Source organism: Acinetobacter genomosp. 15BJ (assembly GCF_000400715.1).
Classification (GTDB): Bacteria; Pseudomonadota; Gammaproteobacteria; order Pseudomonadales; family Moraxellaceae; genus Acinetobacter.
Genome location: NZ_KE007351.1, coordinates 211,938 through 225,051, shown reverse-complemented (window position 1 = coordinate 225,051; position 13,114 = coordinate 211,938). Strand labels below are relative to the sequence as shown.

Sequence of the window (13,114 nt, the reverse complement as noted above, 5' to 3'; positions counted from 1 at the left end):
TAGCTCCCTGACACACGGAGAAAAAAATTGAAAGACTTGCTCGATATCATGCGTAAGAAAACGGATTCAGAAGGTCATGCACCTATTGAATTTGACCGTATCCGTATTGGTCTTGCGTCACCAGAGATGATTAAGTCATGGTCTCACGGTGAAGTTAAAAAGCCTGAAACCATTAACTACCGTACTTTTAAACCTGAACGTGACGGTTTGTTCTGTGCCAAAATCTTTGGTCCAGTAAAAGATTACGAATGCTTGTGTGGTAAATACAAGCGTATGAAATATAAAGGCGTCATTTGTGAAAAATGTGGCGTTGAAGTAACAACTGCTAAAGTTCGTCGTGAACGTATGGGTCACATCGAGCTTGCTTCTCCAGTTGCACACATCTGGTTCTTGAAATCATTACCGAGCCGTATTGGTTTATTACTTGATATGACATTACGTGATATCGAGCGTGTATTGTATTTCGAATCTTATGTTGTCACAGATCCTGGTATGACTCCGTTTGAAAAGTACCAACTTTTAACAGACGAAGAATACTACAATGCACTTGAAGAACACGGTGATGAATTCGCTGCGAAAATGGGTGCAGAAGCAATTCAAGATCTATTGAAAGATATCGATCTTGAAGCAGAGATTACGCGTTTACGTGAAGAAATTCCTCAAACAACGTCTGAGACGAAACTTAAGAAATCGTCTAAGCGTTTAAAATTGATGGAAGCTTTTAACGATTCGAACAACAAGCCAGAATGGATGGTAATGAATGTACTTCCAGTACTTCCACCAGACTTACGTCCGCTTGTACCACTTGAAGGTGGTCGTTTTGCGACTTCTGACTTGAACGATTTATATCGTCGTGTGATTAACCGTAACAACCGTTTGAAGCGTCTTCTTGACCTTGCTGCACCAGACATTATCGTACGTAACGAAAAACGTATGTTACAAGAGTCTGTAGATGCATTGCTTGATAACGGTCGTCGTGGTCGTGCGATTACAGGTTCGAACAAACGTCCATTGAAATCTTTGGCAGATATGATCAAAGGTAAACAAGGTCGTTTCCGTCAAAACTTACTTGGTAAGCGTGTTGACTATTCTGGTCGTTCGGTAATTACCGTTGGTCCTACTTTACGTCTTCACCAATGTGGTCTTCCGAAGAAGATGGCACTTGAACTATTCAAGCCATTTATTTTCGCGAAACTACAAGCTTCAGGCCAAGCAACAACCATTAAAGCTGCGAAGAAAATGGTTGAGCGTGAGACACCAGAAGTTTGGGACGTTCTTGCCTCTGTAATTCGTCAACATCCAGTAATGTTGAACCGTGCGCCAACACTTCACCGTTTAGGTCTTCAAGCGTTTGAACCTATTCTGATCGAAGGTAAAGCGATCCGTCTTCACCCACTCGTCTGTGCTGCGTTTAACGCCGACTTCGATGGTGACCAAATGGCGGTACACGTTCCATTGACACTTGAAGCACAGTTAGAAGCACGTGCGTTGATGATGTCAACTAACAACATCTTGTCACCTGCAAACGGTGAGCCAATCATCGTTCCTTCTCAGGACGTTGTCTTGGGTCTTTACTACATCACACGTGATGCGGTAAATGCCAAAGGTGAAGGCATGGTGTTTGCGGATACACATGAAGTTAACCGTGCCTTAGCGACGGGTAAAGTTGCGATCCATGCACGCGTTAAAGTACGTGTACACCAAACTGTAATCGATGAAAATGGTCAGCGCGAAAAGCAAACCATTATTGTTGATACAACACCAGGTCGTTGCTTATTGTGGGAAGTAGTTCCACAAGGTTTAAGCTTTGAATCGATCAACCTTGAGATGACTAAGAAAAACATCTCTAAGTTAATCAACTCTTGCTACCGTAAGCTTGGTTTGAAAGATACGGTTATCTTTGCTGACCAATTGATGTATTTGGGCTTCCGTCAAGCGACGCGTTCAGGTGTATCTGTAGGTATGGAAGACATGCTTATTCCACCAAATAAGCATACCATTATCGACAAAGCTGAAACTGAAGTTCGTGAAATTGAACAACAGTTTGAACAAGGCTTCGTAACAGCGGGTGAACGCTATAACAAAGTGGTCGATATTTGGGCGCGTACCAATGACCAAGTTGCGAAAGCGATGATGGACAACTTGTCTTATACTCTTGTGAAAAACAAACAAGGTGAAGACGAGAAGCAGAAATCATTTAACTCAATCTATATGATGTCTGACTCAGGTGCCCGTGGTAGTGCGGCGCAGATCCGTCAGCTTGCTGGTATGCGTGGTTTGATGGCGAAGCCGGACGGCTCGATCATTGAGACTCCTATTAAAGCAAACTTCCGTGAAGGTTTGACCGTACTTCAGTACTTCATCTCAACACACGGTGCGCGTAAAGGTTTGGCCGATACCGCATTGAAAACTGCGAACTCTGGTTACTTGACTCGTCGTCTGGTAGATGTAGCACAAGATTTAGTTATTACTGAATCTGATTGTGGTACAGCTGGTGGCCTAGTCATGACACCATTCATTCAAGGTGGTGACGTGATCGAACCATTACGCGATCGCGTATTGGGTCGTGTAACTGCTGAAGATGTACGTCGTGCATCTGATGATGAAGTGGTACTTCCACGTGGTACGTTAATTGACGAGAAAATTGCTGCTCAGCTTGAAGAAGCGGGTGTCGATGAAGTTAAAGTACGTTCAGTGATTGCATGTGAATCTACATTCGGTGTATGTGCTCGTTGTTATGGTCGTGACCTTGCACGTGGTCACTTGGTAAACCCAGGTGAATCTGTTGGTGTAATGGCTGCACAGTCAATTGGTGAACCTGGTACACAGTTAACGATGCGTACCTTCCACGTTGGTGGTGCTGCAAGCCGAACTTCTGCTGCAAACAGTGTTCAAGTACGTAACAAAGGTACTGTACGTTTCCACAACGTGAAAACTGTACAACATGCTAAAGGTCACTTGGTGTCAGTTTCACGTTCAGGTGAAATTGGTATTGCGGATGACTTAGGTCGTGAGCGTGAGCGCTATAAACTTCCTTACGGTGCAAGCATCTTGTTGAAAGATGGTGAAGCTGTAGAAGCTGGTGGTATCGTGGCGACTTGGGATCCACATACACATCCACTTGTTACCGAAGTTGCGGGTAAAGCGCGTTTCAGCCAAATCGCTGATGGTGTAACTGCTACTTCTAAGACAGATGATGCAACAGGTATGACCACTGTTGAAATTTTACCTGTAACAGCTCGTCCTGCTTCTGGTAAAGATTTACGTCCTGCAATTGTGTTGGATACAACAGATGGCGGCGAACAGTTCTACTTCTTACCACAAAACACGATCGTAACCGTTCGCGATGGCGCAACGATTGGTGTAGGTGATGTACTTGGTCGTGTACCACAAGAATCTTCACGTACTCGTGATATTACCGGTGGTCTTCCACGCGTAGCTGACTTGTTCGAAGCGCGTAAGCCGAAAGAACATGCAATCTTGGCAGAAGTGTCTGGTATTGTGAGCTTCGGTAAAGAGACCAAAGGTAAGAACCGTTTAGTGATCAGTCCGGATGATGGCTCTGAGATTTATGAAGAGTTAATTCCAAAATGGCGTACGATCAACGTGTTCGAAGGTGAGCATGTGAACCGTGGTGAGACTATTTCTGATGGTCCACAAAACCCACATGACATCTTACGTTTGAAAGGCGAAGTTGCGTTAACGAACTACATCGTGAATGAAGTTCAAGACGTTTACCGTCTCCAAGGTGTAAAAATCAACGATAAGCATATTGAAGTTGTTGTACGTCAAATGTTGCGTAAAGTTGATATCACTGATGGCGGCGATACAAGCTTCATCAAGGGTGAGCAAGTGGATTACATCCGCGTTGTTCAAGAGAACCAAGCTGTCTTGGCTCAGAACAAGTTCCCTGCGAAGTTTGAACGTCTGCTTATGGGTATTACCAAAGCATCGCTTTCTACAGACTCGTTCATTTCTGCTGCATCGTTCCAGGAAACAACACGTGTGTTAACTGAAGCTGCTGTAACAGGTAAAGAAGATGATTTACGTGGCTTGAAAGAAAACGTTGTTGTGGGTCGTTTGATCCCGGCGGGTACAGGTCTTGCGTATCACTTAGAGCGTCGTCGTCAAGAATCAGAAGCTGCTGAATTTGAACTTCATAACGATTTTAGTGAAGTTGATCAAGCATTTAGTCAAGCGTTGAACTCAGACCAGTTCTAAGTCTTAACGCATTAAAAAGGCACCTTCGGGTGCCTTTTTTTGTGGAAAAATAAAGCAGTTGTTACAAAAACACATTACAGCATCAGTATTTGATTACTTAATCAAAGTAAACAGTTCATTAAACAATACTATCCTATGCACATCTGAGAGAGGAGTAGTACGAATGAAAAAAATGATGATGGTTGCGGGTGTCGCTTTAATGTCAAGCACGCTATTTGTGGGTTGCCAGAATGCAAGTCCAGAAAGCAAACGTATTGGTTCTGCTGCAATTGGTGGCGGTGCAGGCGGTGCGGTAGGTAAGCACGTTGGTGGTAATTTGGGTGCTGGTCTTGGTGCTGCGATTGGCGCAGGTGTTGCTACGAATGCAAAAGGCTCAAATAGTAAAAATACCAGAAACAGTGCGATCGGTGCTGGCTTAGGTGCGGTGATTGGTGGTGCAGTATTGGGTGGCGACTCTGGTGCTGCGGTAGGTGGCGCACTTGGTGGTAGTGCTGGATCTGCTTATGGTGAGAAAAAAGGTAAGTACTAAGCCTGAGCTTAAACTTGCTGATGACGGTGGTGCTGATTTAACGATTTAAATTAGGTTATTTCTATCCCTGTCATTTTAAAAGAGCCTCTCTCAGTGATGAAACTAAGATTGCTGAGAGAGCTTTAAGATGAAATACTGATTATTTATCTAGCCTGTTTGCTATTTGTTTTAAGCATTCTGAATACACCAAATTTTTAATTCAGCGTATCCAAATTATTTCTACTTTTGTGTATTTCCCCACTTATAAGCCGCTTTAGCTGGCTTGAGCCAACAATCTACCTTTACAAAATATCAATCGATTGGGACATAGCGATAACACAATGTGATCAAATTTCCCATAAAAGAAGATTATGCTTTTCAATAGAACGTATAGAAGTGAGTATAGTCATGAAAAAAACAATTGGTTTAGTTTCAACTTTAGTTTTATCGGCGGTAATGTTCACGGGCTGTCAAAATATGAGTGCCTCTGACCAGCGTATTGGTACAGCAGCCCTTGGCGGTGCTGTAGGTGGCGGTCTAGGTAACCATGTCGGTGGCGGATTAGGTGCGGGTGTTGGTGCAGCTGCGGGTGCAGGTGTAGGTGCCAATGCGAAAGGCGCGAATAGCAGCTCTACCACCAGTAGCGCGATTGGTGCTGGTATCGGTTCTGTCGTTGGTAAAGCAATCTTTGGTGGTGACTCAGGCGCTGCAATCGGTGGTGCAATCGGTGGTGGTGCTGGTGCCGCAATCCAAGAGAAAAAGAGATAATTTCTGCTCATCAGATTCAAAAATGCCTGCAAACGATTGCAGGCATTTTTATCTGAATGAAGCTAAGCACTGGCTTTGGGTTTTTTACGACGGATATAAAGAACTTTTTCGACTTCTGCGATGCGTGTTCCTGCATCATCTACAATATTTAGGGTGTAATGACGTAAAACGGGCTCATGATTCTCTGCCAGTTTTTTGATTTCAGTGATTTCATCGCGACTCAGTTGAATCTCAGCATAGACCGTATTTCGGCCTGGTGATAGAAAATTAATGGTGGCACTTTTATCCCAGACAATATATTTATGACCTAAATGATGAATCAAAATCAGCATATAAAAAGGGTCGACCATTGAATAAAGACTACCGCCAAAATGTGTCCCTACAATATTGCGATTACGTCGGGTCAGTGGCATTTTGACGCGAATGTAATAATCATCCAGATCAATGGTTTCAATCTCAATACCTGCACCGCGATAAGGTGAGTAATGATTGAGCATAAATTTGGATATCGCGGGAATGGTTCGAATTTTTTTGAAAAAGTCTTTCATGGTCAATTTTTTTTCTTGCAACTCTATTCATACTCCATAAGTATCATTTTTATTGCATCGCTGGCAATGGCTGTTTTATGAACAGCCGATAGAAAACAAAATGGGAAAAAATTATGCAAGCACAAGTCAAAACAATCACGACATCGGATCAGCAAACTCTATGTGTCAAAACATGGGGAGATGAGAAAAAAACGCCTTTGGTTTTAGTGCATGGTTATCCAGATAATCAGGAAGTTTGGGAGCCGATCATTGAAAAACTGGTCAATGATTATTACGTGGTGACTTATGATGTGCGTGGTGCAGGTCTATCTTCGATTCCTAAGCGTATTAAAGATTACCGTTTGCCGCGTTTATCATTAGACTTGCAAGAAGTGGTGGATCAAGTTCTACCTAACCGTAATTTCCACATGGCAGCACATGATTGGGGCTCATTACAGTCTTGGGAATCTGCGACTGAACCAAAATTAAAAGGTCGCTTATTGTCTTATACGACGATTTCAGGTCCTTGTTTAGATCATGCTTCTTTGTATTTGCGTGAAAAATTTAAATCTGCACCAAGCAATGTATTAAAAATGCTGACCAAATCTTGGTATATCGGTGCTTTCCATTTACCTTTAGTTGCACCAACGGTATGGACATTCTTTAGTCCTGAAAAATGGGGCAAGATCTTAAGTGGTTTGGAAAAGAAGAAAGATTTGCCATTGAATGCCAATATTGTGGCGGATGGTAAATATGGTATTAACCTATATCGTGCCAACTTTATTCCTTCATTGACTCAACCACGTCAACGCTATGCACAATGCCCTGTACAAGCGATCGTGTTACAGCGTGATGCTTTTGTGAGCCCAGAGTACATTACTGAATCAATGCCAAAATGGGTAGAAAAATTTGAGTATGTTGAACTCGATGCCAATCACTGGGCGGTATTGAGTCAGCCAGAAAAAATTGCTGAACTGATCCGTCAATTCGTGCAACGCCAAGCTGCTTAATGCTTTAGTGGATTTATTAAGCTAAAAATCACTTGAGATGCAGCACAATTCGGCGATATTTTCAGCTTCATGATAATGAATCTGCTAGAATGTCGCCTTTTCTTTGCTCCTGAATTTGTTCATGAATGCTGTCGTAATTGCGATTGCCGTGATGTTTATCTTGTCACTGGCACGAGTTTCTGTTGTTCTCACTTTGGTGATTTCAGCCATTATTGGAGGCTTGGTCGCTGGTCTAAGTCTTTCTCAAACTGTAGAAGCGTTTAATGCAGGCTTAGGCGATGGTGCTGAAGTTGCTTTGGCTTATGCGGTATTAGGTGCATTTGCATTGGCACTTTCAAAGTCTGGATTGCCAGATTTACTTGCGCATAAACTGATTGGTTTATTGGGGATGGAAGCAGGTAAAAATCAACAGAAAAAGGTGAAATATCTGTTATTAACCATTCTGCTGATTGCTGCAATCTTCTCTCAAAACCTCATTCCGGTGCATATTGCGTTTATTCCCGTTTTAGTTCCACCTTTATTAAAAGTGATGAATCATTTAAAGCTGGATCGACGTGCGGCAGCATGTGTCATGACGTTGGGTTTGGTGGGAACCTATATTTTCCTGCCAGTTGGCTTTGGCGCGATCTTCCTTGAACAGATTCTGATGGGCAATATCAACAAGATTGGCGCCGCTTACGGCTTACATGTGGAACGGGGCATGATGCCAATCGGTATGGCGATTCCAGTCTTAGGGATGGTGATTGGTACTTTAGTTGCGGTATTTATTAGCTATCGTAAGCCGCGTATTTATGTTGATCGTTCAATTACGCCAGTCAAAACGATTGACCTAGATAAGCCACTGAAAGTGACCACACAAGCAGAATATGATCTCAAAGCTGATGCTGAAGAACTCAAACAAGAAGCGGAGAATGTACCTTATATCTCCAAGAAAACCATGTTTATGGCTGTGCTGGCGATCGGTTTAACTCTGGTTGCACAATTGTATTCAGGTTCGATGATTCTCGGTGGTTTAGTCGGCTTTGCTGTGTTATCTGCTTCTGGGATTTTTAAATGGCAAGATGCCGATGATGTGTTTGTACAAGGGATGCGTATGATGGCTCTGGTGGGCTTTATCATGATCTCTGCGGCCGGTTTTGCCTCAGTGATGACCCATACAGGCGATATCACCCATCTGGTCAATGGCGTGGTGCATATCATTGGTGATAACCATGCATTAGCCGCGTTCCTGATGCTCTTTATCGGCTTATTCGTGACGATTGGTATTGGTTCATCGTTCTCAAGTGTGCCTGTGCTGGCAGTGATTTATGTGCCTTTGTGCGTACAGTTTGGCTTCTCACCATTGGCAACGATCGCTTTAATTGGTACCGCTGCGGCATTAGGTGATGCGGGTTCACCTGCATCTGATTCTACTTTAGGACCAACAGCGGGTTTAGGTGTAGATGGTCAACATGATCACATTTGGGATACAGTTGTGCCGACTTTTATACACTTTAATATCCCACTGCTTATTTTTGGCTGGATTGCCGCAATGATTTTATAATGCAAATGGCTCGTTAAGAGCCATTTTTTATGCTTGTGTATTTTCTAGAATTAAAATATAAAAATAATCAGTATTTGACATTTTTTGTCTCTTTTTTAATCTAATTTTATAATGTGATTTTAATATTAAGTTTTATATGATTATATTTTTTAATTCATCTAAATTAAATTTTTCTAAAAACTTTATCTAACATTTTAAATTAATACATTCTGATTAAAATACTAGGTTTTATAGTGGCTTAAGTGGACTAAAATGGTCTGGATTAATAAATATTACATATTTTAACAATTATATTTTATTAATATTCAATATATTACAAAATAGATTTAAATGGTCGGAATTAATAAGTATTGCATAATGTAAAAACCCGTGTTTATTATGTTGAACAAGAACATAAATTGTTAAAGAGGTTGTTTTAATGTTAAAGAAAGCATTGGTTGTAGCATTATTGGGGTTATCTTCAACTGCATTTGCAGGGGGCTTTCAAGTTAAAGTGGGTGCGAGTGTTATTAACCCGACTGCGGATACAACATTGGCCCCAGGTGCAACGGTTAAAGGTGATGATGAGTTTGCATTTACACCTTCAGTTGAGTATTTTTTTGGTGAAACACCATTCTCTGCTGAATTATTATTAGCAACACCAATTAATCATGACGTACTATTAAATGGTGAAAAAGTTGCTAGTGTTCGCCAATTACCACCTACGATTACAGCAAAATATAACTTTAAAAACTCAACACGCTTTACACCTTATATTGGTGTTGGTGGTACAGCCTTCATCCCTTGGAATGAAAAGGGTGTAGCGAAAGATGTGAAAGAAGCATTTGGTTTTGCCGGTCAGTTGGGCTTTAACTTCCAACCTGCAGATGCTAAAAATTGGGGTGTTTATGTTGATGTACGTTATGCGGACATTAGCCCAGAAGTCACCTTGGTGGATGGTACTAAATTTGATTTAGATCTCAATCCAGTGGTGTATACATTAGGTTATAGCTACAAGTTCTAAGTCAGTGAATGATTGAAGAACCTCACCTTGTGTGAGGTTTTTTATTTTTGCAATTTGAATATAAAACCGATACAGGCTTCAACACTTAAGTTTTGTATGCTGAGACATAAGCTTAAATAAAAGTGAATGATTCATGATGAAAAAACTGATAACGACAGCATTATTACTCACACCCTTATTATTTTTGTCCCAAGCCCAGGCAGCTAGTTTCTCTTGTAAGGCTGCGAAGCTAAAAGCTGAGCAGCAGATCTGCAATGACCGTAGTTTAAACGATGCCGATGTCAAACTGGCGACGACCTACCAAATTATGCTGCATGCTTTACCTATGGGAGGGCGTGATGCAGAGAAAGATCAACAATTTAAATGGCTAAAACAACGTAATTCCTGTGCTGCCAATAGCCCTTGTCTGAAGCGTGCTTATGCACAAAGACAGCAACAGTTAGATCAACTTCTACAAACACGAGTCTTAAGCCAAGGTCCATTCTAATTGTAACTTTTGTGCGATTTTTAGCTTAAAAATTAGCATCAAGGATTGAAAAATCCAAGATATGCACCATTCATAAATCATTCCAAAGATATAAGCACAGATAAGGAGTGATTTATGAGTGAACAAGTCGCACAGAATTATAGTTTCCAAGCTGAGGTTGCTCAGTTATTACATTTAGTGACCCATTCACTGTATTCCAACCCTGAAATTTTCTTACGTGAATTGATTTCAAATGCATCGGACGCTTGCGATAAGTTACGTTTTGAAGGAATTAATCACCCTGAATATTATGAAAATGATCCAGACTTACGTGTCCGCGTAACTTTAGATAAAGACCATAAAACCTTAACCATTTCAGATAACGGGATTGGTCTGAGCCAGCAAGAAGCCATTGATAACTTAGGTACCATTGCAAAGTCAGGAACGAAAGACTTTATGTCTAAACTGACAGGCGACCAAAAATCAGATGCCCAGTTGATTGGTCAGTTTGGTGTTGGTTTCTACTCAGGTTTTATTGTTGCCGATAAAATTACTGTTGAATCGCGTCGTGCAGGGCTGGATGCGGCTGAAGCTGTGCGTTGGATCAGTGGTGGTACAGGCGAGTTCGAAGTTCAAACGATTGAGAAAGCAACGCGTGGTACTGACATCATCTTGCATTTGCGTGATGATGCACTGGATTATTTAGAGTCGTGGAAAGTTAAACAAATCATCAATAAATATTCTGACCACATCAGCTTGCCAATCGAAATGCAAAAAGAAGTATGGCAAGAGGAAGAAGTCGCTGAAGGTGAAGAACCGAAAGGCGGTCAAATGGTCAAGACTGATGAATGGGAAGCGATTAACTCAGCCAGTGCGTTATGGACGCGTAACAAGAGTGAAATCACTGATGAGCAATACATCGAGTTTTATAAAAACCTGAGCCACGATTTTGCAGAACCTTTGGCGTGGGCGCATAACCGCGTAGAAGGTAGCACCGAATATACCCAGTTACTGTATATTCCAAGTCAGGCCAAACAAGATTTATTTACTCGCGAAGCAAAAGCAGGCATCAAGCTGTATGTAAAACGCGTATTTATCTTGGATGAAGCGGATAACCTGATTCCAAACTACTTACGTTTCGTACAAGGCGTTGTAGATAGTGCTGATTTACCGTTGAACGTCAGCCGTGAACTTTTACAAGAAAGCCGTGATGTGAAAACCATTCGTGAAGGTAATGCGCGTCGCGTATTAACCTTACTGGATGGTTTGGCAAAATCGGAAGATGAGAAAGACCAAGAGAAATTTAAAACCTTCTACACTGAATTTGGCTCAGTATTGAAAGAAGGTTTAGGTGAAGACACGGGCAATCGTGAACGTATCTTAAAATTATTGCGTTATGCAACTTCAAATCATGATGAGATCAGTACGTCTTTTGCTGACTACAAGTCACGCATGAAAGAAGGGCAGAAAGCGATTTATTACGTGACTGCAGATAATTTAACGGCTGCGAAAAATTCGCCACAACTTGAAGTCTTCAAGAAAAAAGGCATTGAAGTGTTACTCATGGCGGATCGTGTTGATGAGTGGGCCATGAACTTTGTATTTGAGTTTGATGGTACGTCATTGCAGAACGTGTCTAAAGGCGCAGTCGATCTCGGTGATCTACAAGATGCTGAAGAGAAAAAGGCCTTAGAGCAAGCGGCTGAACAGTTTAAGCCCGTGGTGGATCGTTTAAGTACATCGTTAAAAGATAAAACCAAGGAAGTCCGTGTGACCACGCGTTTGGTGGACTCTCCTGCATGTTTAGTCACTAGTGAAGGGGAGCTTTCACCACAGCTGATCCGTATGTTGAAACAAGCAGGGCAAGCTGTGCCTGAAATTAAGCCAACTTTGGAAATCAACCCTGAGCATCCGTTGGTGAAAAAATTAGAGAACTCAGCGCAGTTTGATGATTTGGCCAATGTAATCTTTGATCAGGCTGTGATTGCAGAAGGTGGCTTACCAGAAGATCCAGCAGCTTATGTTAAACGTATTAATAGCTTGTTATTGAAATAAGTGTTTTGATCACAAAAAACCTCTGCTTCGGCGGAGGTTTTTTTATGTGTATGGATAACTTTAAAGTTATCCACAGTAGTGTCGATATTTTCATCAGAAGTGAGCTTCAAAGCTCATTTGATAGCTGAAATGATTGTCCTGTTTATCGGCAGGAACATTTAAATAATTAAGATCATTTTGCATATACAGCCAGTTACGCCAAATCGGGCGTTTCCAAGAAAAATAAGGTCCCCATTGATTGACTCGAAGTTCTTTCTTTTCATAATCACCTTCACTGACAATCCCATAACTAAGGTTGTCTTTGGAGAGCAAGTGTAATTTCTGGAAAGTCCGATTACGCCAAGTGTAGTCTTCATCTTGGGTCTTAGACAGATTGAATTGAGTCGAAAATAGTGCTTGTTGCTGAAACATCTGGGTTAAATTCAGATTGGTTTCGGCATAGTTTTTACTGCTTGAGCCATAACGAAAGATTTGCGCCGTATCCAGATTCAGTCCTGAATGTAAGTTCCATTGCTTCTTGGCAAGAAATTGCACATAAATATCAGTATTTGAGTTCGAACCTAAGTCCAGATCATTGTTAAAGGGCAACCAGCTTGAAATCGTACTCCAACTCGCGCTGACAGGATTGGGCGTATTGATATTTTTATGCGATGGGTGCTTGCTGGTTTTACCAAGCTTTTTTAGGGGAGGAGGCTGTTGTGCACGTTGCCATAATGAGTCTTCACCAAAAACGGCCATCAATTCCTGGCTTAGTTGTGCATCACTGAGCTGATCTTCAGGTCTTTCTGTTGCAACATCGCAAGCCAACGTTTTTGTGGTTTGCTTTTGAGTGTGGGGATGCCCAGCCTTTTGATCTAAAAATACATGTGATGTACGCGAGAAATGTCTGCTGAGCGGTAAGAACATTGGAAAGATGGGTGTAAGTAGCTCACCGAGGCAAAGATTGCCTACAATCAATAAATACACAGCCAGAGCGTATCGTTGATCCATGTTAAAGTGAAGAAAAATAAAAG

Annotated in this window: 10 protein-coding genes; 8 read left to right on the top strand and 2 right to left on the bottom strand. The window is 41.7% G+C overall.

Annotation, left to right across the window (positions count from 1 at the left end; translation table 11 throughout):
• The first annotated feature begins 27 nt into the window (after window positions 1-27).
• From rpoC to F896_RS01200, 3 genes are all read left to right on the top strand, one after another.
• Complete coding sequence (rpoC, locus tag F896_RS01190; RefSeq protein WP_016165109.1) at window positions 28-4,221, top strand: DNA-directed RNA polymerase subunit beta'; 4,194 nt, start codon at window positions 28-30, stop codon at window positions 4,219-4,221.
• 163 nt (window positions 4,222-4,384) lie between these two features.
• Window positions 4,385-4,750, top strand: a complete 366-nt coding sequence (locus F896_RS01195) for a hypothetical protein (RefSeq protein WP_016165108.1) — start codon at window positions 4,385-4,387, stop codon at window positions 4,748-4,750.
• Window positions 4,751-5,137: 387 nt separating this feature from the next.
• Window positions 5,138-5,497 carry a YMGG-like glycine zipper-containing protein gene (locus F896_RS01200; RefSeq protein ID WP_004774022.1) on the top strand — a complete coding sequence of 120 codons (360 nt, stop codon included), beginning with the start codon at window positions 5,138-5,140 and terminating at the stop codon, window positions 5,495-5,497.
• A 62-nt stretch (window positions 5,498-5,559) separates the two neighbouring features.
• Here F896_RS01200 and F896_RS01205 read toward each other — a convergent pair whose 3' ends face one another.
• On the bottom strand, window positions 5,560-6,045 hold the full coding sequence (locus tag F896_RS01205; RefSeq protein ID WP_016165107.1) for a DUF4442 domain-containing protein: 486 nt from the start codon (window positions 6,043-6,045) through the stop codon (window positions 5,560-5,562).
• A gap of 113 nt (window positions 6,046-6,158) precedes the next feature.
• On the opposite strand from F896_RS01205, the gene F896_RS01210 reads away from it, so the two are divergent.
• The 5 genes from F896_RS01210 (at window position 6,159) to htpG (ending at window position 12,101) form a co-directional block, all read left to right on the top strand.
• The gene (locus F896_RS01210; RefSeq protein WP_016165106.1) at window positions 6,159-7,034 is read left to right on the top strand and encodes an alpha/beta fold hydrolase; all 876 of its coding nucleotides are present in this window, start codon (window positions 6,159-6,161) and stop codon (window positions 7,032-7,034) included.
• A gap of 121 nt (window positions 7,035-7,155) precedes the next feature.
• Complete coding sequence (locus F896_RS01215) at window positions 7,156-8,577, top strand: Na+/H+ antiporter family protein (RefSeq protein WP_004802246.1); 1,422 nt, start codon at window positions 7,156-7,158, stop codon at window positions 8,575-8,577.
• Between the two features lie 418 nt (window positions 8,578-8,995).
• Window positions 8,996-9,580 (top strand): OmpW/AlkL family protein, encoded by a 585-nt coding sequence (locus F896_RS01220; RefSeq protein WP_004802248.1) that lies wholly within the window; start codon window positions 8,996-8,998, stop codon window positions 9,578-9,580.
• Window positions 9,581-9,716: 136 nt separating this feature from the next.
• Complete coding sequence (locus F896_RS01225; protein ID WP_032882570.1) at window positions 9,717-10,067, top strand: lysozyme inhibitor LprI family protein; 351 nt, start codon at window positions 9,717-9,719, stop codon at window positions 10,065-10,067.
• Between the two features lie 114 nt (window positions 10,068-10,181).
• Window positions 10,182-12,101, top strand: coding sequence for a molecular chaperone HtpG (gene htpG, locus F896_RS01230; protein ID WP_016165104.1), 1,920 nt, complete (start codon window positions 10,182-10,184; stop codon window positions 12,099-12,101).
• Window positions 12,102-12,194: 93 nt separating this feature from the next.
• Here the strand turns inward: htpG and F896_RS01235 are convergent, their stop codons facing one another.
• Entirely contained in the window at window positions 12,195-13,091 is an 897-nt protein-coding gene (locus tag F896_RS01235; RefSeq protein ID WP_016165103.1) for a hypothetical protein, read from the bottom strand.
• Window positions 13,092-13,114 lie beyond the last annotated feature (23 nt).

Excerpts from the sequence above, each read along its gene's own strand:
- F896_RS01235 (WP_016165103.1), bottom strand. The coding sequence starts at position 13,091 with ATGGATCAACGATACGCTCTGGCTGTGTATTTATTGATTGTAGGCAAT.
- htpG (WP_016165104.1), top strand. The coding sequence starts at position 10,182 with ATGAGTGAACAAGTCGCACAGAATTATAGTTTCCAAGCTGAGGTTGCT.
- F896_RS01195 (WP_016165108.1), top strand. The coding sequence starts at position 4,385 with ATGAAAAAAATGATGATGGTTGCGGGTGTCGCTTTAATGTCAAGCACG.
- F896_RS01200 (WP_004774022.1), top strand. The coding sequence starts at position 5,138 with ATGAAAAAAACAATTGGTTTAGTTTCAACTTTAGTTTTATCGGCGGTA.
- F896_RS01215 (WP_004802246.1), top strand. The coding sequence starts at position 7,156 with ATGAATGCTGTCGTAATTGCGATTGCCGTGATGTTTATCTTGTCACTG.
- F896_RS01205 (WP_016165107.1), bottom strand. The coding sequence starts at position 6,045 with ATGAAAGACTTTTTCAAAAAAATTCGAACCATTCCCGCGATATCCAAA.
- F896_RS01225 (WP_032882570.1), top strand. The coding sequence starts at position 9,717 with ATGAAAAAACTGATAACGACAGCATTATTACTCACACCCTTATTATTT.
- F896_RS01220 (WP_004802248.1), top strand. The coding sequence starts at position 8,996 with ATGTTAAAGAAAGCATTGGTTGTAGCATTATTGGGGTTATCTTCAACT.
- F896_RS01210 (WP_016165106.1), top strand. The coding sequence starts at position 6,159 with ATGCAAGCACAAGTCAAAACAATCACGACATCGGATCAGCAAACTCTA.